At 55.0% G+C, this 18,101-nt stretch carries 18 protein-coding genes and 2 pseudogenes; 8 read left to right on the top strand and 12 right to left on the bottom strand.

Features of this window, described 5'->3' with window-relative positions:
• Positions 1-67 precede the first annotated feature (67 nt).
• From ugpC to WNY38_RS08060, 6 genes are all read left to right on the top strand, one after another.
• Positions 68-1,156: a sn-glycerol-3-phosphate ABC transporter ATP-binding protein UgpC gene (gene ugpC, locus WNY38_RS08035; RefSeq protein WP_342856823.1), complete on the top strand. Its 1,089-nt coding sequence runs from the start codon at positions 68-70 to the stop codon at positions 1,154-1,156.
• Between the two features lie 45 nt (positions 1,157-1,201).
• On the top strand, positions 1,202-2,530 hold the full coding sequence (locus WNY38_RS08040) for an extracellular solute-binding protein (protein WP_342856824.1): 1,329 nt from the start codon (positions 1,202-1,204) through the stop codon (positions 2,528-2,530).
• Between the two features lie 109 nt (positions 2,531-2,639).
• Positions 2,640-3,566 (top strand): sugar ABC transporter permease, encoded by a 927-nt coding sequence (locus tag WNY38_RS08045; protein WP_342856825.1) that lies wholly within the window; start codon positions 2,640-2,642, stop codon positions 3,564-3,566.
• Positions 3,566-4,438, top strand: coding sequence for a carbohydrate ABC transporter permease (locus WNY38_RS08050; protein ID WP_342856826.1), 873 nt, complete (start codon positions 3,566-3,568; stop codon positions 4,436-4,438). Before WNY38_RS08045 ends, WNY38_RS08050 begins: the two co-directional genes overlap by 1 nt.
• Positions 4,438-5,169 (top strand): cytochrome b561 domain-containing protein, encoded by a 732-nt coding sequence (locus WNY38_RS08055; protein ID WP_342856827.1) that lies wholly within the window; start codon positions 4,438-4,440, stop codon positions 5,167-5,169. Before WNY38_RS08050 ends, WNY38_RS08055 begins: the two co-directional genes overlap by 1 nt.
• A gap of 34 nt (positions 5,170-5,203) precedes the next feature.
• Positions 5,204-6,127, top strand: coding sequence for an SMP-30/gluconolactonase/LRE family protein (locus WNY38_RS08060; protein WP_342856828.1), 924 nt, complete (start codon positions 5,204-5,206; stop codon positions 6,125-6,127).
• A 41-nt stretch (positions 6,128-6,168) separates the two neighbouring features.
• On the opposite strand, the gene WNY38_RS08065 is transcribed toward WNY38_RS08060, so the two are convergent.
• From WNY38_RS08065 to WNY38_RS08100, 8 genes are all read right to left on the bottom strand, one after another.
• On the bottom strand, positions 6,169-6,675 hold the full coding sequence (locus WNY38_RS08065) for a hypothetical protein (protein ID WP_342856829.1): 507 nt from the start codon (positions 6,673-6,675) through the stop codon (positions 6,169-6,171).
• A complete protein-coding gene (locus WNY38_RS08070) occupies positions 6,635-8,041 on the bottom strand; it encodes an amidase family protein (protein ID WP_342856830.1) in 1,407 nt (468 codons plus the stop codon). Before WNY38_RS08070 ends, WNY38_RS08065 begins: the two co-directional genes overlap by 41 nt.
• The gene (locus tag WNY38_RS08075) at positions 8,038-9,480 is read right to left on the bottom strand and encodes an amidase (protein WP_342856831.1); all 1,443 of its coding nucleotides are present in this window, start codon (positions 9,478-9,480) and stop codon (positions 8,038-8,040) included. The genes WNY38_RS08070 and WNY38_RS08075 overlap by 4 nt, the downstream gene beginning before the upstream one ends.
• A 42-nt stretch (positions 9,481-9,522) precedes the next feature.
• Complete coding sequence (locus WNY38_RS08080) at positions 9,523-10,323, bottom strand: dipeptide/oligopeptide/nickel ABC transporter ATP-binding protein (RefSeq protein WP_342856832.1); 801 nt, start codon at positions 10,321-10,323, stop codon at positions 9,523-9,525.
• Entirely contained in the window at positions 10,320-11,126 is an 807-nt protein-coding gene (locus WNY38_RS08085; protein ID WP_342856833.1) for an ABC transporter ATP-binding protein, read from the bottom strand. The genes WNY38_RS08080 and WNY38_RS08085 overlap by 4 nt, the downstream gene beginning before the upstream one ends.
• The gene (locus tag WNY38_RS08090; protein ID WP_342856834.1) at positions 11,123-11,941 is read right to left on the bottom strand and encodes an ABC transporter permease; all 819 of its coding nucleotides are present in this window, start codon (positions 11,939-11,941) and stop codon (positions 11,123-11,125) included. Before WNY38_RS08090 ends, WNY38_RS08085 begins: the two co-directional genes overlap by 4 nt.
• On the bottom strand, positions 11,938-12,891 hold the full coding sequence (locus WNY38_RS08095; protein ID WP_342856835.1) for an ABC transporter permease: 954 nt from the start codon (positions 12,889-12,891) through the stop codon (positions 11,938-11,940). The genes WNY38_RS08090 and WNY38_RS08095 overlap by 4 nt, the downstream gene beginning before the upstream one ends.
• A gap of 65 nt (positions 12,892-12,956) precedes the next feature.
• The gene (locus tag WNY38_RS08100; RefSeq protein ID WP_342856836.1) at positions 12,957-14,450 is read right to left on the bottom strand and encodes an ABC transporter substrate-binding protein; all 1,494 of its coding nucleotides are present in this window, start codon (positions 14,448-14,450) and stop codon (positions 12,957-12,959) included.
• A gap of 137 nt (positions 14,451-14,587) precedes the next feature.
• Between WNY38_RS08100 and WNY38_RS08105 the strand changes: the two genes are divergently transcribed.
• Complete coding sequence (locus WNY38_RS08105) at positions 14,588-15,499, top strand: LysR family transcriptional regulator (protein ID WP_342856837.1); 912 nt, start codon at positions 14,588-14,590, stop codon at positions 15,497-15,499.
• A 183-nt stretch (positions 15,500-15,682) separates the two neighbouring features.
• Here the strand turns inward: WNY38_RS08105 and WNY38_RS08110 are convergent.
• From WNY38_RS08110 to WNY38_RS08120, 3 genes and pseudogenes are all read right to left on the bottom strand, one after another.
• Positions 15,683-15,847 (bottom strand): annotated as a pseudogene (locus tag WNY38_RS08110) (transposase domain-containing protein); the annotation flags it as partial.
• A gap of 75 nt (positions 15,848-15,922) precedes the next feature.
• Positions 15,923-16,366 (bottom strand): hypothetical protein, encoded by a 444-nt coding sequence (locus WNY38_RS08115; protein WP_342856838.1) that lies wholly within the window; start codon positions 16,364-16,366, stop codon positions 15,923-15,925.
• Between the two features lie 68 nt (positions 16,367-16,434).
• The gene (locus WNY38_RS08120; RefSeq protein ID WP_342856839.1) at positions 16,435-17,202 is read right to left on the bottom strand and encodes a hypothetical protein; all 768 of its coding nucleotides are present in this window, start codon (positions 17,200-17,202) and stop codon (positions 16,435-16,437) included.
• 28 nt (positions 17,203-17,230) lie between these two features.
• Here WNY38_RS08120 and WNY38_RS08125 point away from each other — a divergent pair, with 28 nt between their 5' ends.
• On the top strand, positions 17,231-17,449 hold the full coding sequence (locus tag WNY38_RS08125; RefSeq protein ID WP_342856840.1) for a hypothetical protein: 219 nt from the start codon (positions 17,231-17,233) through the stop codon (positions 17,447-17,449).
• Between the two features lie 130 nt (positions 17,450-17,579).
• Here WNY38_RS08125 and WNY38_RS08130 read toward each other — a convergent pair.
• A pseudogene (locus WNY38_RS08130) lies at positions 17,580-17,879 on the bottom strand (DUF736 family protein); the annotation flags it as partial.
• Between the last annotated feature and the right edge of the window lie 222 nt (positions 17,880-18,101).

Here is an 18,101-nt window from a genome sequence, read left to right on the forward strand (position 1 = left end):
TGCTATTGTGACCGGTAACAAGATCAGCGCCTGCGACGGGGTTGCTTACGGTAGGTAGGGGAAAACTATGCCAAAGATTGTCTTAGAAGGACTGGTGAAGCGTTACGGAGCCTTTGAGGTACTCCACGGCATTGATCTTGAGATGGATGAAAACGAGTTCACTGTGTTCGTTGGCCCCTCTGGCTGCGGCAAGTCTACGACACTGCGTATGATTGCGGGCTTGGAGAGCGTTACCGAAGGTGAGATTTACATCGACGGAAAGCCCGTAAGTCATTTGGAGCCGAAAGCACGGGACTTGGCGATGGTGTTCCAAGATTACGCACTTTACCCTCATATGAATGTTGCAAAGAACATGTCTTTTGCTCTGCGCTTGCAACGCATGCCAAAGGCAGAAATTGATGAAAAGATTTCTGCGGTGGCGGAGACGCTAGGTCTCACCCCATTCTTGCATCGCAAGCCCGGAGAGCTTTCTGGCGGGCAGCGTCAACGCGTTGCGATGGGGCGTGCATTGACGCGCGACAGCAGCACGTTCCTATTTGATGAGCCGCTGTCAAATCTCGATGCGAAATTACGTGGTCAAATGCGCGCGGAGCTGGCGTTGATGAGCCAACGTGTTCGCAAAAACATGATTTACGTGACCCATGATCAAATCGAAGCGATGACACTTGCAGACCGGATCGTCGTCATGAACGGCGGTTACATTCAACAGCAAGGCACGCCCAAAGAGTTATTCAAAAACCCTGCAAATAAATTTGTCGCGGGCTTCTTAGGAATGCCGCCAATGAACTTCCTTGAAGGGGAAATCATTGAAAAATCGGGTGAAATTTTTGTTGAAGGGCAGGGCTTCAGTGTGAAGTTACCGCGGACAAAAGCGGATGTCGCTCGGGCGCATTCCGCGCGCACAGTGACACTTGGCGTTCGCCCATCGGACTTGGTCTACAATCCGGATGCCGCAGGCGATCAGTCATTGCTTCTGAGTATTGTCGTATCTGAATATATCGGGGCGCAAACAGTGCTGCTTTGTGAATGTGGTGGGCAAAAAGTCGAGGTTGAGTTGAAGTCTGATATTCCAATCGACCGTAATGGCCAGCTTCGTTTTGCGATCAACCCTGAAGGCGTGCATCTCTTTGATCAAGAGACCGAAGTCGCGCTTTAAGGCAAACTTATATCTTCAATATTTTCATTTTCTGGGAGGAAAAAAATGATGAATATCAAGACCACTCTTGTCAGTGCTATAGCAGCGCTTTCAATGACGGCAGCCGCTGCTGTGGCTGGGCCATATGACGAGTATGAAGGCACGACTTTGGTCGTGAACTTTCCTGCGCACCCACATTACAATGCGGTGATGAAAGTCCTGCCTGAGTTTACAAAAGAGACGGGCATCCGCGTCGAAGTGGACCAGCTTCAATACCTGAAAATGCGTGAAAAACAGACGCTTGAATTGACGAAAAACTCAGGCGATTACGATCTTTTGGCCTATGTTGTATTTTCAAAAGCGGATTACGTTTACGCGGATCAGCTTGAGAACCTTGCACGGTACTTTATGAACCCTAAGCTCTCTGATCCAAGCTATGATGCTGCGGATTTGGTCGAAGGCTATGTCGCCAATGTCGGCATAGCCGGTGGTGAAAAAGGATATCTTCCAGGCGTAACGGGATCCCTCTACGGTCTACCGTTTGGCTCTGAAACGTCTATCCTTGGATACCGTAAAGACATCTTCGACAAGCACGGCCTTGAAGTTCCGACAAACTATGAAGAACTGCTCGATGTTGCATGTAAAATCCCTGAGCTCGAGCCGGGTATGGGCGGTCTTGCATCTCGTGCGGCTTCTGGCCACCACGCTAGCCACGCGTTCTTGTTGCACCTCGCGCCTCTTGGCGGCCGCATCTTTGATGACAACTGGAACCCGATTGTGAACAACGCCGCAGGTGTTCAAGCAGCTGAAGCGCTCAAAAAAATCGTCGATTGCGGGACCGAAGGCGCGGCAACATTTGGGTTTGCTGAAGCGGGTGCATCCTTCTTGCAGGGTACTTCTGCGATGTTCCTCGACTCTACTGTCTTTGCTGGTCAAGTGAACGATCCGAGCCGATCCAAAGTGGTTGGTAATGTTGGATGGGCACCTCATCCAGTTGGTGTGCGTGCGGGATCACAAACGGGCGGTTTCGGTATCGGCATTCCTAAAAATGCTGAGAACAAAGAAGCAGCGTTCCTCTTGATGCAGTGGCTGACGTCTAAGAAAGCCGACAAGCTCATCGCTTTGGCTGGCGGCAACCCATCACGTTACTCAACGCATGAAGATGCTGATGTGAATGCGAAGTTCCCACACATGGCGATCTTTGGTGAAGCGCTGAAAAACGCAGATCCAGACTGGCGTCCAATCATCCCAGTTTGGGGTAAGATCAATGCTGACTTGGGCACAACAATGTCCAAAGTTCTGACAGAAGGTGCTGACATTCAGACCTCTCTCGACGGTGTTGCTGAACGCGCCAAAAAGATCATGGAAGATGCTGGCTACTACACTTGGCAGTAAATCCCCTGATGCCTCGCAGAAATGCGGGGCATCCCCTGAGATCAAAATTTTCTGAGATCGAACGACGGTCCCAATTTCTCTTCAATTCTCAACTGGTAAGGCAACGCTGATGAGTATCGCAATCAAAGCTAACCGGCTCACTCCGTATATTTTTATGGCACCTGCCGCGATCATTCTCGCTGTCGCTCTATTATATCCGATTGGCTACATGATCTATGCCAGTTTTTTGGATTGGAGCCCCAGCCAACGTATCGGAGAGGCTGATTTTATTGGCCTGCGCAACTATGTAAATCTGATGCATGATGCGGCGTTCCGCGAGAGTTTCTGGGTGACCGTTAAATTCGCTGCAGTGGTTGTGACGCTTGAGATGATCATCGGCGTGGGGCTTGCGCTCTTGCTTGATCGTAACATCAAAGGCATGTCCCTGCTGCGCACAGTCTTCATCCTGCCTATGATGATTGCTCCGATCGTTGTCGGTTTAATGTGGCGCTACATGTACCATCCGACTGTCGGCATTTTCAATCGCACGCTTAAAAGCTGGGGTTTTGATGAAGGCATTCCTTGGCTCTCTGACAGCACGTGGTCCTTTGTGGCTGTGGTCATGGCCGACGTCTGGCAGTGGACGCCGTTTATCTTCATTTTGTCACTCGCCGCGATGCAATCTTTGCCGCGCTCTGCTTTGGAAGCCGCAGAAATTGACGGTGCCACGGAGATGCAAAAAATCATCTACATCAAACTGCCTTTGATGCTGCCGGTACTGATCGTGACACTCATGCTGCGTTTGATTGACGCCTTCAAAGTACTCGAAGTGATCATGGTGCTCACAAATGGCGGCCCCGGCTTGTCGACTGAAATTGTAGCTCTGCGGATTTTCCGTACGGCGCAAGAATTCCAAGAACTTGGGGAAGCTGCAGCCATGTCAAACACGTTGCTTATGGTTCTGATGACACTGACGATCGCAATGTTCGCATACAATAAATCGCAAGAAAATCGTACTGCTCGCCTTGAAGCAGCTGCTGCGAAGGGAGCTGAATAATGTCTGTTCAAAAAGAAACCCAGAACCCACTTTTCTATATGCTCATCGTCATGTTGGTGGTCATGTCCCTTGGGCCGATCATCTTGATGCTGGCGACCTCATTTAAGACCAATGTGGATGTGTATGATAGCTCCGTTTCAGCGTTCTTCTTTGCGCCGACAATTGCCAACTATGAGACCGTGCTTTGTGATGTGCTTTGGTACGATCCATCCCATGTCGATTACTGTGATCCGACGTTCGGGCGCGCTTTGGGCAACTCCATTTATGTTGCGCTTGTCTCGACTGGGCTCACATTGTTGATGGGCTGCATGGCGGCTTACGCTTTGGTGCGCTTTAAGTTTATGGGCCGCGGCACAGTTTCCATGACCACGCTTTTGATGCGTATGGTTCCTCCTGCTGTTTTGCTTGTACCAGTTTTCGGCATCTGGACATTTCAGTATGGTTTGGACGGGACTTTCACTGGCATCATCTTGGTTTACACCGCGATGAACTTGCCCTTCGTGATCTGGATCCTGCAATCCTTCATCGTGCAAGTTCCAATGCAACTGGAGGAAGCCGCGCGCATGGATGGCGCAAATCCCATTCAGATTTTCTTCCTGGTGGTCTTGCCGATTATCAAACCTGGCCTCGCGGCCGCGGCGATCTTTACGTTCCGCATCGCTTGGAATGAGTTTTTGCTTGGTAACGCACTGCTGGACCGCAACACGCGTACAGTCCCTGTGACCATCGTGAACTCGATCACGGAATATGACATCAACTGGGGGGTCATCATGGCCACCGGTATGCTGCTCGCGATCCCGCCGATCATCTTCACATTCATTGCCTCTAAACAAATTATCACCGGCATGACTGCGGGTGCGGTTAAAGGCTGATGCTTGATTGGCTCCTCTCCCCTATTGATGCCGCGCGTCCCCATGAGATTGGCTTTGCTCTCTCGTGGCACGCGCGGCTCATGGTTCTCTCTTGGGGCACGCTGACGCCTGTGGCCATTTTGATTGCTCGGTTTTATAAAATCATGCCCAATCAAGACTGGCCGCGCGAGTTGGACAACACATTCTGGTGGCGCGTTCATTTTTGGGGACAAATCGCATCCTTCGCCATTGCTTGCGCCGCCCTGCTTCTTATCTTGGTCTCGGCGCAAAATATTGGGGCTGCAGGACGTCACCAGTTCTTAGGCTATACGGTCATGAGCCTTGGCGCACTCCAGCTTTTGTCAGGCTTTCTGCGGGGATCAAAAGGTGGGCCGACAGCGCCACATCCCGATGGCACGCTTCGTGGTGATCACTTCGATATGACGCCGCGCCGCTTGGCTTTTGAGCTCATCCATAAGATCGTTGGCTATACAGCTCTGGGCTTGATTATTGTCACGGTTGTGACCGGTCTTTGGGCGGCAAATGCGCCTATCTGGATGTGGGCCGCCATGACAGGTTGGTGGGGATTGCTTGCGCTTGTTGCTGTGCGTTTGCAAAGACAGCGCCGAGCCTATGACACTTACCAAGCTATTTGGGGCGATGACGCCGAACTTCCAGGAAACACTATGCCAAAACAAGGGTTTGGTGTGATGCGACCTTCAGAAGTATCGAGATTTAAAGATAAGACTTAAAGAGCGGGCCGCGTGTCTGGTAAAGGAGAATAGCATGTTTGGTGAATTGGACGGAGCAGGTTTTGAGAGCTTAGACCCATCATTCGAGGCCTGCTTTATTGGCCATGCCCGTGTTGAGCGGCTTTGGACCGGTGCGCGTTGGTCTGAAGGCACAGCTTGGTTTCCTGCAGGGCGTTATCTCGTGTGGTCTGATATTCCGAACAACCGGATGATGCGCTGGGATGAAACCGACGGTTCAGTGTCGGTCTTTCGCCAAGGGTCGAACAATTCTAACGGCAATACGGTCGACGGGCAGGGACGGTTGGTCTCTTGTGAGCACCTCACACGCCGCGTCACGCGGACCGAACATGACGGCACGATCTCGGTCATCGCAGACAGCTACCAAGGCAAACCGCTCAATTCCCCAAATGATGTGGTGGTGAAATCGGATGGATCTATTTGGTTCACGGACCCGTCCTACGGCATCATGATGGACTACGAGGGCGAGCGGGCAGAAGTTGAACAGACAGGCTGCCATGTCTACCGTGTCGACGATATTTCAGGCGAAGTCACGGCCGTTGCGACGGATTTTGACAAACCAAACGGCTTAGCTTTTTCAGCGGATGAGAAAACGCTGTTCGTGTCAGAGACTGGCGCAACTCATGCTGAAAACGGCCCAAAACATATCCGTGCCATCACGGTTAATAGCGATGAAAAAACCCTTGGTGCCTCACGTGTGTTTGCGGAATGCACCCAAGGTTTATTCGATGGCTTTCGGCTCGATCGCGCGGGACGGATTTGGAGCTCTGCGGCTGATGGCGTACATTGCATAGATGCCTCAGGCACTCTGATTGGCAAGGTTCACATTCCTGAAATGGTTGGCAACTTGTGCTTTGGAGGTCCAAAACTCAACCGCCTATTCATTGCTGGGACAAGTTCATTGTATTCTGTTTATCTTAACGTCAATGGATTGAAATAAAGACGCTCTGATTTCTCGAATTTGAAAATTTTGATGAAAATCTACCTATGCATCAACAGTGTTTTGTCATCTGTTTTTTGACGTGCATTCTGATGCGAAGAAGCGTCCTGCTCGTGAGACAGACTTAAGGAGTTATGGGGATTGAAAAAACATTTTTCCTGACCACTTACCGAGAAATGCGTGTTTGGTGAAAACCTCGAAAACAGTGTCCAAATCGAGCTCCCGCAACCATTTATTCCTACGTCATAATGAGAAACACCATCGCCAAGGCGATAGAACAGGGACGAAACCTCCCCAAACGTATCAATATCTAGAAAATTCGGCCTCTTAAGCGACGCTTGATCCGCAGACATTGCTAATATTCCAGCCAAGTCCCCCTCAAGATCCACAATAAGCCGTGTCTTGCTCGCATCTGGCGTCAGAACAATACCGACGATGCCTATTGGAGTTAAAGCCGCGTGGTCGAGCGCGGCAATCGCAAAGCACTGGGCGTCGATGAGTAATAGGTTAAGCCCCGGAACTCCAAGTGGGATCACTTTGTATTTCAATCGCTTGGGCCGCGTCAAGGCATAGTTCCTCGCGTCCGCGTCCCGCAAGAATTTGTACACCCACCGGCGTATTCTCCGCCACTACGCCTGTCGAGACCATCATGACGGGCATGCCAATCAGCGGCAGTCCGGTCATGAAATACTGGCTTTCAACCATATGCATGAATCCTTTGTTCAGGTCCTCGTCCACGGGAAATGGCAGCTGGGTCGAAGGCGGTAGTAAGAACACGGGCCAGTCGTCGAGAAAGGCAAACCAGTCGCGCATCAATCCCGCCCGTTGGGTCAGCGCCGCGCCCAGTGCAGCGACATCAACATCGCCAATCCAATCGATCGCGCCTTTCACGATGAAAATGGCTCCGGGGTCGCCTTCGTCCAGAGCGGCCTGCAACAGTGCGTCTTGGTTGTCCGACAGCCACAGAACATGCATCAGGCGCGTGGCCTCTTTGAGCGGCGGCATCATGTCGACTTCGGTCACGCTCCAACCTGCTGTGCGCAGGCGACCTGCGGCGTCGCGCAGAGCGGCCTCGACCTCGGGGGCGGTTTCGATACCCTCGGGGTGTGCACAAAACGCGGCGCGTTTGGGCGTCTCGGTTACATCCTGCGTCTCGCCGAACCACCATGGGTCGCGGATGTCGCGGCCGCTCATGGCAGCGAACCCGAGACGGACATCGTCGACAGTGCGCGCCAGCGGGCCTTGGACCGCCATCATCTGTGCTCCGATGGACCAGTTTGGCGTGGTGGCATTGTAGTTGGCAACACGACCGACACCCGGGCGCAGACCCTGTACGCCGCAGGCATAGGCCGGATAGCGAATCGAGCCACCGATGTCATTGCCATGGGCAATCGCGCCTATCCCCGCAGCCACCGCAGCAGCAGCTCCGCCCGAGGATCCCCCCGGTGTCAGCGCAGGATTACGCGGGTTCTGCGTCGCGCCAAACAGCTGGTTATCGGTGAAGTATCGCGCGGAAAACGCAGGGGTATTCGTGCGGCCCAAAAGAACGGCGCCCGCGTTGAGGAAACCATCAACCACGGGGCTGTTTTCGGTTGCGATCACATGGGCCCGCCCGCGCAGGCCATTGCTGGTGGCATAGCCTATTTGATCGGTGTTAATCTTGATTGTGACCGGTACGCCCGCCAAGGGGCCAAGGGGCGCACCGGCTGCGCGTTTGGCGTCTACTGTGCGTGCCTGCGCCAGCACATCTTCGGGGCGATGGTCGACAACGGCGTTGAGGGTAGGGTTAACGGTATCGAGCCGCGACAATGCAGCCTGAGCAACCTCAACCGCTGACAGCTGGCCCTCGCGGATCGCCCGCGCGGTTTGTGCCGCCGTGAGCGCCCAAATTGGGGCGGTGCCAAGTTCGCTCATGAGGGGTTTCCTGTGTCTACGGGACCAATACGGGGCCAGTTCTGGATCGGTCCGCGCCAGTCTTCATAGGTCCGCGCGAGAGCAAAGACCAGTTCATCCTGAAACCGTGGTGCTACAATCTGTAGCCCGATGGGCATGCCCGATTGCGAAAACCCGCAATTGATCGAACAGGCGGGTTGTTCGCCCATATTCCATGGGACGGTAAAGCAGATATGTTCAAACGGGCGTGCCGGATCATTGGTCGGCGAGGCCCAATCTGCCGGATAGGACACATCGGGGTTCACCGGTGACAAGATCACATCAACCTGTTGAAAGGCTGCCGCCGCGGCGCGGCGCATGGCAAAGGTTTGTTCATACCCGCGTGCCACATCTTGCGCTGTGGCATGTGCGCCCACCTCGGCCCAGTCGTGAATGTATGGCAGGACTTTCGCCCGTTGTGTCGGGCTTAGATCCTCCATCATGCCCCAGAACCGTGACCGCCATGCGATATCCAGACCGTCCAACATAGTGCGTGTCAAAACCGGCTCAATCGGAACGACCTCAGCGCCGAGGGATGCAAATACCGCTGCCGCTTGAGCCACAGCGGCTGCGACCTCGGGGTCTGCATCCGTGCCGCAGCCTGCCTCTAGCATCAGCCCGATCTTGAGGCCCGTCACATTTGCCGTCGGTGTGTCCCAATTCAGCGGCTCATACGGAAGCGCCGTGGCGTCGCGCCAATCCGGCCGGCTGATAACATCCATCAATAGCGCCGCATCGGCGACCGTCGGGGTCATGGGACCGGCACATCTTCCGGTATAATACGGGTCAATGGGAACGCGTCCCTGCGTGGGTTTGAAGCCGAACAGGCCGGTCCAGCCCGCAGGCAATCGTACAGAGCCGCCGATGTCCGTGCCAATATGCAACGGCCCATAGCCTGCCGCCCCTGCTGACGCCGCCCCCGCGCTAGAGCCGCCTGGATTTTGTGTCAAATCCCACGGGTTGCGCGACAGGGGGTGAAAACTGGACAGACCCGAAGACAGCATTCCGTAGTCAGGGCAGGTGGTTTTGGCAAAAAGGATCGCGCCGTCTTCGCGTAAACGCGCGGATGTAGGTGCGTCGGCGACTGCCGGAACAGGATCAATGGCGGCGGTGCCCATCGGCACCGGATCACCTTTGGTGGCGATCAGCTCTTTCATGGTGACGGGCATCCCGTCCAACGCGCCTTTTGGCGTGCCGTTGGCGTATCGCGCTTCGGCGGCCTGCGCCTCGGCCAAGGATTGCTCGGGGCGGAACAAATAGAGGGCGTTCACTTGGGGTTCAGCGGTTTCCACCCTGTCGATCAAGGCCGTCATATAATCCACGGGAGACAGGGTTTGATTGCGGAACTCCGTCAGGATTTCAGCGGCTGGACGGTCCAGCACATTCAACGCGCCCTGTGATTTTTCAGACGGTGCAGACATATGGCGTGCCCTTTGTTGTAAATATGTTTGTCATCGAGCCTCTCACGACCTGTGGCGCGCTTTGCGCCCGATCACGTCGAGGCGTGGCTCCGCCGCTAGCAGGCGCTGGGTGTAGATTTGGCTTGGGGCATCAAGCACCGCCTTGGCGGTGCCGACCTCTACCAGTTTGCCATTTTGCATCACCGCCACAGTGTCACAGATGTCTTGTACCACGCCGATGTTATGGGTGATGAACAGCACTGCAATCCCGTGTTTGCGGCGTAAGTCGAGGATCAGGTCAAGAATTTGGCGCTGTACTGTGAGATCCAAAGCCGAGGTTGCCTCGTCCGCGACCAGCAGTCGGGGTTTGGTAATCAGCGCGCGCGCTATGGCGATGCGTTGCCGTTGCCCGCCGGAGAATTCATGCGGAAAACGGTCCTGATCTTCCGGATCTAGTCCGACATCAGCAAGCAAGGCGCCAACCATCGCGCGCCGTTGCGAGCCTTTGGGCGCATCTGCAATCAGATGCAGTGGCTCTGCAATGATACGGCCAACGCGATGGCGCGGATTGAGCGATCCGTAGGGGTCCTGAAACACCATTTGAAAATCACGCCGCGCCTTGCGCAGCGCGCGCGGGTTCAGGTCAAACAGGTCTTGTTGATCCAGAACCACCGTGCCCGACGTTGGCAGATCCAGCGCCATCACGATCCGTGCCAGCGTGGATTTTCCCGAGCCGCTCTCGCCCACAATGCCCAGTATCTCGCCTGCATTCAGGGTTAGCGACACATTGTCGAGCGCGGTCACGGTACTGGATCCCAGTCGAAAGTCACGGGTCAGGTTTCGGATATCCAAAAGCGTGCTCATGGGCCAACCTCCAGCGATGCACGCACCCGACTTGGCATCGCCGCCAGCAGTTTGCGGGTATAGGCATGACCGGGGCGGCGCAAAATATCCTCGGTCGGACCCTGCTCCATTTCCGCGCCGCGATACATCACCAACGTGCGATCCGTAATGCGAGCAATGACGCCGAGATCATGGGAAATCAGCACCAACGAGATCCCCAGCTCGGTGATCAAATCGTCTAGTATATTCAAAATTTCGGCCTGCACTGTCACATCCAGCGCAGTCGTTGGTTCATCCGCGATCAAGAGATCGGGTTGCAAGGCCAAGGCGATTGCGATGCCAACCCGCTGACGCTGCCCACCAGACATTTCATGGGGAAAGCTGTCAATCCGTTCTGCCGCGCGGGGAATTTGCACCATATTCAGCAGGCGCAGCGCCTCGGCGCGGGCGGCTTTTTTGGAGAAGCCTTTTTTGAGAATAAGACCCTCGGCAATTTGTGCGCCTACGCGCATGGCGGGGTTCAGGGCGGTCATTGGCTCCTGAAAAATCATTCCGATCTTGTCGCCGCGCAATGTGCACAGATCCGGTTCCGGTAGGGTCAGGATATCCTGACCGTTAAACAGGATCTGCCCCGTCGCCTGCGCGGTTCCGGGCAGCAACCCGATTGTGGCCAATGAGACGACAGATTTCCCCGAGCCACTCTCGCCGACAATTCCTAGTGTTTCGCCACGCTTCACCGAAAAGCTGAGACCATGAACAACCTCGGTTGCGGGTTGGTTTTCGCGCCTGAACGCGACGCGTAGATCTTTGACATCCAACATCATGTGTTTTGTCTCCGTCTGGGATCGGTCAGATCTCGTAGCCCGTCGCCCAACAGGTTCAGACCTAAAACGGCGATGGCGATGGCAAGACCCGGCGCCAGTACCAGATGCGGTGCACTGGCAAGATATGTCTGGCTTTCGGCAAGCATACGTCCCCAGCTGGGCGTGGGCGGCGAGACCCCCATGCCGAGAAACGACAGGCCCGCCTCTGATAAAATGGCAAGTCCGGTTTGAATCGCAAGTTGCACGATAATTTGAGCTGAAATATTAGGAAAAATATGCTCGAGCGTGATTAGAACATCGTTTTTTCCCGCCATTCGGGCGGCTTTGACATAGTCGCGCGCCCAAATCTGAATTGCAGCTGCGCGGCTGACGCGGGCAAATACCGGGATCATAAAGACCCCGATCGCGACCATTGAGGTAAGCCCGCCGGGGCCCAGTAATGCCCCCAGCAAAATCGCCGACAGGATGGGCGGAAAAGCAAACAACACGCCGTTTAACGCCATCACGAGACGCTCGACAGATCCGCCTTTTGCGGCAGCCATGACGCCGATTCCGATGCCAATCGCGCCGCCAATGACGGTCGCGACGACGGCAATACCAAGCGAAGTCCAAGCGCCCGACATGATAATCGACAGTACATCGCGACCGATCTGGTCGGTCCCCAACAGCCCAGCCGGTCCGGGTGGCTTCAGGCGTTGTAAGATGTTCATCCCCGTCGGATCCGCCGGTGTCCAAAACCGACTGAGGATGGCGGTGCACACCATAGCGGCGGTGATAAATCCACCGATAAAAAGCGACTTTGGCAATCTGTTCATTTGCGCGCCCTCAACCTTGGATCCAGACGGGCATACAGCGCATCAGTTCCCGCATTCACCACCAAAACGATGGCTACAAAAAGCAACACAACATTCTGCACGACGATCAAATCGCGCTGTGACAGAGCCTGATAGGCAAGGGATCCGATACCAGGCAGATTGAAGACATTTTCAACCAGCACAGCTCCCGAAATCAAAAACGGGATCTGTAGCCCGAGCATCGTCACCACCGGCAGCAGCGCGTTTGGCACAGTATGCCGCCAGAGCGCGCGCCGCTTGGTCAGGCCTTTGGCGCGGGCGGTGCGGACAAAATCTTCGTTGGTCACCTCGATTACCGCCGCGCGCGTGACTCGCGTCAAAACCGCTGCCTGCGGCAAAGCCAAGGCGATAGAGGGCAAAATCAACGAACCGAGGGCCGCGTTGAACCCCGCCTCCCAACCCGGAAAACCGCCCGGCGGGAACCATTTGAGATTCAAAGAAAATGTCACGATAAGCAGCAGGCCGATCCAGAAGTTTGGCACCGCAATACCGATCTGCGCAAAAAGCGATGCGAGATTATCTTCTGCACGGCCGGGGCGCGCTGCCGCCACCACACCAAGTGGCAACGAAACCGCCACAGCCAGAGCTGTCGCCATCACAGTCAGTGGCAGGGTGACGGTCAGGCGGTCGCCAATCAGCTCGCCGACTGCAACGCCATATGTGTAGGATTGTCCGAAATCCCCAACAAAGACCCCGCCGAGCCAACTTAGATAGCGGCTGAACAACGGTAGGTCGAGCCCAAGTTCGTGACGTAGCGCCGCCAGCGTATCGGCTTGTGCAGAGGTGCCCAGCATGATCTCGGCCGGATCGCCCGGCGCGGCGTCGATCAACAAAAATATCACCAACGAGGCCGCGAGCAAAACCGCCGCAGTCACCAGCAGGCCGCGAAATAGTGTCAGTAATCGTGTCATGATTTGCTTTCGAAAGACCCGATGGCACAGAGCGCCATCGGGTTGCAGGTTTGGTTAATGCAGGGCTATTTCACCCAATGCACATCCGTCATATCATTGGCGGGAACCGGGCCGTTTTCCCAAACGCCTTCAATCCCTGCCTTCCATACGCCCAATTTAGGATAGGAAAACAGGAACAGCGCGGGCAAATCCTGTGCGAGAACCTCTTGGGCCTGACGGTAGCCTGCCTCGCGTTCGGCCTCGCTGGTGGCGGTGGCGACTTTGTCCATTTTGGCGCGGAAATCGCTGCTGTCATAGTTGAAATAATACGGGTCGCGCGCGTAAATTCCGATATCCAAAGGCTCTGAATGACCGATTATAGTCATGTCATAATTGGTGTCCTTGAACACGTCCTGAATCCATGCGGCGGGAAAATCCGAGCTTTGGATATTCGCGGTCACACCGATTTGCGCAAAAAACGCCTGCAGAATCTCGGCGGAGCGCTGCGCGTAGGATCGGTTTGGTACTTTGAAATCGAATGAAAATCCGTTGGGATAGCCTGCTTCGGCCAGCAAGGCCTTGGCCTTTTCCGGATTATACGAAAATTCTTCGGTCAGATCCTGATAAAATGGGCTCGCGGGGGAGAAATGGGACCCAATCGCCGTCCCATAGCCGGAGCTGACCGCCGCAACGAGGCTTGGGCGATCCACTGCCATCATCAGGGCTTGGCGCACCCGCTGATCATCAAACGGCGGACGTGCGTTGTTCATGCCTGCGATAACTTCCATTTCGCCAGCGCCGACAACCGCAGTATAGGCTGGATCGTCGGTGAACTGGTCAAACAGTTCCGGCGCATTTAGGTTACCGGCGATGTCGACCTGACCCGCTTTCAAAGCTGCGGCCTGCGCTTGTGGGTCATTGATAAACCGTGCGGTCAGCGATGCGATGGCAGGCGCGTCGCCCCAATAGCCGTCCCAAGCGGACATCAAAACACGGTCGCCTTTGCGCCATTCGGTGACCTTGAACGGTCCCGTGCCGACGGGGTCTGTGCCATTACTGTCCACCGTGCTGGGTTCGACCATCACGGCGGCGGGGTAGCCCAACCAATACAACAGATCTGCATTACGGTCAGACAGGGTCAACACCAATGTGGTGACGCCCACGGCCTTTACGTCCGAGATTGCTGTGTAATTTGCCTTTTGCCCGTTGGTCGACGCCTCGCTGAGAATGCGGTCGAGCGTAAATTTCGCGGTAGTCGCATCAAAGTGGACGCCGTTTTGAAATTCCACGTCATCACGAAGATCAAAGCTGTAGGTCAAACCATCGTCAGAAATGGTCCATGACTTGGCCAACTGTGGCACCACGCGACCGTCGCGGTCTATGGCCACAAGACCTTCGAAGACGTTCTGCCAGGTGACCTGTCCTGCCGCAACGGGGGAGGAGACGGTTGGATCAAGGCCCTGCGGCTCTACGGGTTGCACAAATATGATAGAATTGCTGTCCTGTGCCCAAACGGGTACGGCGCTGGCAAGAAGAACGGCAAGACAACTGCCTTTGAATAGGTCACTGAATTTGGTCATGAGAAGCCCTGTTGAAAGCGTGAAACGTGGATCTGCGTCCATCTAAGACCTACCAAATCATGGTATGACAGGGCAATGGAAGTGGATATTTTGAGTGCATAGTGCTATGTAAATCATAGCACTGGCGGGAAACATTGATGAAACTCGAAGCAATAGACGTCTTTAACGAACTCATCCGCAGCGGTTCCATCCGCCAGGCGGCCGAAGTGCTGCACACGTCGCCGACCGCCGTAGTGCGCCAATTGGACAAGCTGGAACATAGTTTCGCCACCCCGTTGGTCGAACGCACACCGCGCGGCATTCGTCCGACAGCCGCAGGCGAAGTCTTGGCCGCGAGCACATTGAAAATCGCGCAAGAACTTAAAACGGCACAGCAATTGATAGATGATTTCAAAGGGTTGCGCCGTGGTCGTGTGGCTATTCATACGAATGGTGCTGCCGCCAGTACGATCCTCGCGCCAGCCTTGTCTGAATTCGCCCAGACACATCCAGCCATCACAATGGAGGTCGCGGTCACCTCGGCCCAAGGCGCGTTGGATGCCGTTGCCGAAGGGCATTCGCAATTCTGTGTCACCATGTTTGCCTCCCAAGATCCACGTGTCGAGGCGCTGTTTCGCGCGCAGATCTATCACGAACCGATCATGTCGCCGGATCATCCACTTGCATCGAGCGCGCAAATCACCATGGCAGATTTGCTGCGATATCCGCTTGCCTTGCCCAACCGGTCCTTTGGGGTGCGCCGCGCATTTGATGCGCGATTACGCACGCTTGGCTTGCCAAAAGAAGACTGCGCCTTTACCACGCCGTCCCTTGAAATGCAGATCGAGCTTGCGCTTCAAGGGAGTGCTATTTTAATCTTGCCGGAAATGACGGTCTCAAAATGGCTGGATATGGGGCAACTGGTCTGCCGCCCGTTTGTAGCGCCCGAAAAGATCATCTCGTTTCTGGAACTTAGCCAAAACATCAGCAAATCTCAAAGCCTCGCGGCGCGGCGGCTTAAAGATTTCCTAATAAAATTCCTTGAGCAACGCCTGCCGGTCGATATGTGACAACAGGGTGCAACGGCTTTATGCATAAATCCGCTCAGAGCGGATTTGCCGCTTCAAATCAAAATGATAACTGGTGCTTTTGAGCAGTTGGCCACCTGAGCCGTCGGGCGGGTTGTGACACAGACGGAAGCGGCTTACGGGACTTCGAGACTCACCGCCTTGTGATATATTGTAAGCGGTACTTCAGCCTCTAAAATTCCACGGTAACAGCTGATCGATGTGCTTTTGCTTATGGCCGCTAACGATGGCAGTGATGACACCTGTGATGTAGCTGTGCGGTTCGAGCTGGTTCAGTTTGCAGGTCTCGATGAGCGACGCGAGCATGGCCCTGTTTTGGGCGCCTGCTTCTCGATCCTGTAAAGGGCTTGCAGAAGTCCACAGGCTTGGTCGCTAGGAATACTTGCCCCCCGTGGGATGGGTGGATCACAGCGAAGCCACGATCTCGGCAATGCGCACGGTCGGTGTGTCGCCCGCCAAGCGGATCGTAATGTCGCCCTTCATCACATCAAGAGTTCCGGAAGACGGGGACGACGGGCAAACTGGGTTCAATGCCTTGGGTTCTCCAATCTGCACGAGCATAAATTCCATACCATCCAAATTGGGCAAAACAAACTTGCCCGCCCGCGCCATGCGCCGCCAATTCGAAACGCTATCCACGGCGACAAAGCCGCGTCTGTCACCGCGTGCAAGAAAATACCCGCGTTCCTCCAAAGCGGTTTGCAGCGCCGAAGCGGAATCGGACGTGTCCCAGCATGTTCTGAACGCAGCTTTGACCAAAGACATCCCTGCGGCTGCTTTGTTCAATCGAGCTCGTTCTTCGAATGTGAGCCGCAGAGAAAATGGCGGCGGGTATTTTGGTGTTTCCATGTCGGTTCTCCAATGGAACCGGCAAGGCGGCGAAAACGACGCGCAAGCTGACAATGGTACGATTGTCATCAGTTTGTGGCGTAACGCCATGCCGAAATATCTGGGGCAAAGGTGAGGTATTTCAGATGGTTGCGTTTATGTTCAACCAACTTGTCGCACCTTTGCAAGTTAAGTTTAGTTCGCCCTCCCGCAACCATTGTAATCGACCCCAAACCCGCACCCGTTGCGGGTTTTGTCGTTTTTGCGTCCCCCAATGGCAGAATGCCCGCCAATTCTCCCGCGAGTTCAATGCGATGCCCGTTTGGTGCGGTCTCATCCGGCAGCATTTTTATCGCTGAAATCAACCCCCGTAGCGCTTCTGTCGCCTCCGTCTTCAGGGCAGGGTCTTGTAGCGCAAACGACAGATTGCGGATTTTACGCTGATAAACATGGGACAGGCTCGGGTGCAGGCGCAGGGTGGGTGGCTCGGGGGTTTGCTCCAGATCGCTTTCCAGAGCATGCTTCTCGCGTTCCAGTTTTGCAATCTGGTCCTTCATGCTAGATTGATAAATGCCGTCCTCAATAGCCGCCATGATGCTGCTGATCTTTTTATCGACTTGGGCGAGATCGCGGTGGGCTTGTCTGCGGGCGGCGGTCGCGCCTGCTGCGTTTTGATTGAACGCAAGGCGGTATTCTTCCACAAAGGCTTCCAACAGTTTGGGGTGGAGCAGGCTGTCGCGCAGGCCGGTGAGCACGCGGTCTTCGATCGCCTCGCGGGTGATGGTGGCGCGGTTGGTGCAGATCGTGTCACCTTTGTTGTGCGCGCCTGAGCAGCCGTAACGCGTCTTGTTGATCAAGTTGTAGCTCGAGCCACAGCAGCCGCATTTGAGCAACCCTGTTCATCAAATCCTATCGGTGATCGCGCAGCGGGGAGGGGCACCAGCCAATATTCTATACAGCGTACTTTGCCGCGAAGGGCCGTTCCGGCAAGTCACTACCGAAATGTTCACTGATGTGCTGCGCGCGCTCGGTCATCCTGAAACTGGCTTGATAGAGCAAACGGATGGGGCTTCACCAAAGATCATCGCCTCGGTATTTTTGTAGTCGCCGACCAACCGTGCGGCCATGTCTTCAGGTGGTACGAGCGAAAACGTTCCGGGCGCTGCCGTGCCAAGATTGAAGTCAGGACGGTTAAAAAATGTCTTCGCGTGGGCCACACAATCCCGACCAAGCTCAACGTCATGTCATCCTGGCTCGCGGCTTTGCCGAGGTTGGCATTGAAGGCGTGATCGCGGACCGTCAGGGTGAAGTAGTCAGAACCGGTGTCCTTGTTCTGCTTCTTCCAGATGCCACCACATTCGACCAGTTTGCCGCGAGGGGATCGGCCAAGGACGCGGTGCGTCGGTGCCATGGGGTTGCTGCTGGCGATGGGTTCAACTGTGATGTCGAGGTCGAAGTTTAGGGTTGAAATGGACCCTACGCCTTTTGCTGTTTCGATATCGTCGCTTGTGAATTTGATGCAGTTCGCGGCCATTGCTTTTGTCCTTGTTTGCGTTGCAATGATGGTCACTTTGCAGCTGGCCAAGGCCCGACCAAACCGAAGGCGAAGCGCAGCGGGGCAGACGCCTGCAATGCGAGATCCAGTGTATCGGTAGCCGCACTCGGACGAGCCTGGTGCGAGGTTTGACGTAAGCCAATCGGCTTCGTCAGAAATGCCAAAAGACACGTGGGCATAGGTATAGGGGAAGGATGCAGC

Origin of the sequence: Pacificibacter sp. AS14, from assembly GCF_038899935.1 — a bacterium.
GTDB lineage: Bacteria > Pseudomonadota > Alphaproteobacteria > Rhodobacterales > Rhodobacteraceae > Celeribacter.

Excerpts from the sequence above, each read along its gene's own strand:
- WNY38_RS08040 (WP_342856824.1), top strand. The coding sequence starts at position 1,202 with ATGATGAATATCAAGACCACTCTTGTCAGTGCTATAGCAGCGCTTTCA.
- WNY38_RS08085 (WP_342856833.1), bottom strand. The coding sequence starts at position 11,126 with ATGATGTTGGATGTCAAAGATCTACGCGTCGCGTTCAGGCGCGAAAAC.
- WNY38_RS08055 (WP_342856827.1), top strand. The coding sequence starts at position 4,438 with ATGCTTGATTGGCTCCTCTCCCCTATTGATGCCGCGCGTCCCCATGAG.
- ugpC (WP_342856823.1), top strand. The coding sequence starts at position 68 with ATGCCAAAGATTGTCTTAGAAGGACTGGTGAAGCGTTACGGAGCCTTT.
- WNY38_RS08115 (WP_342856838.1), bottom strand. The coding sequence starts at position 16,366 with ATGGAAACACCAAAATACCCGCCGCCATTTTCTCTGCGGCTCACATTC.
- WNY38_RS08075 (WP_342856831.1), bottom strand. The coding sequence starts at position 9,480 with ATGTCTGCACCGTCTGAAAAATCACAGGGCGCGTTGAATGTGCTGGAC.
- WNY38_RS08080 (WP_342856832.1), bottom strand. The coding sequence starts at position 10,323 with ATGAGCACGCTTTTGGATATCCGAAACCTGACCCGTGACTTTCGACTG.
- WNY38_RS08105 (WP_342856837.1), top strand. The coding sequence starts at position 14,588 with ATGAAACTCGAAGCAATAGACGTCTTTAACGAACTCATCCGCAGCGGT.
- WNY38_RS08100 (WP_342856836.1), bottom strand. The coding sequence starts at position 14,450 with ATGACCAAATTCAGTGACCTATTCAAAGGCAGTTGTCTTGCCGTTCTT.
- WNY38_RS08090 (WP_342856834.1), bottom strand. The coding sequence starts at position 11,941 with ATGAACAGATTGCCAAAGTCGCTTTTTATCGGTGGATTTATCACCGCC.
- WNY38_RS08060 (WP_342856828.1), top strand. The coding sequence starts at position 5,204 with ATGTTTGGTGAATTGGACGGAGCAGGTTTTGAGAGCTTAGACCCATCA.
- WNY38_RS08095 (WP_342856835.1), bottom strand. The coding sequence starts at position 12,891 with ATGACACGATTACTGACACTATTTCGCGGCCTGCTGGTGACTGCGGCG.
- WNY38_RS08045 (WP_342856825.1), top strand. The coding sequence starts at position 2,640 with ATGAGTATCGCAATCAAAGCTAACCGGCTCACTCCGTATATTTTTATG.
- WNY38_RS08050 (WP_342856826.1), top strand. The coding sequence starts at position 3,566 with ATGTCTGTTCAAAAAGAAACCCAGAACCCACTTTTCTATATGCTCATC.
- WNY38_RS08070 (WP_342856830.1), bottom strand. The coding sequence starts at position 8,041 with ATGAGCGAACTTGGCACCGCCCCAATTTGGGCGCTCACGGCGGCACAA.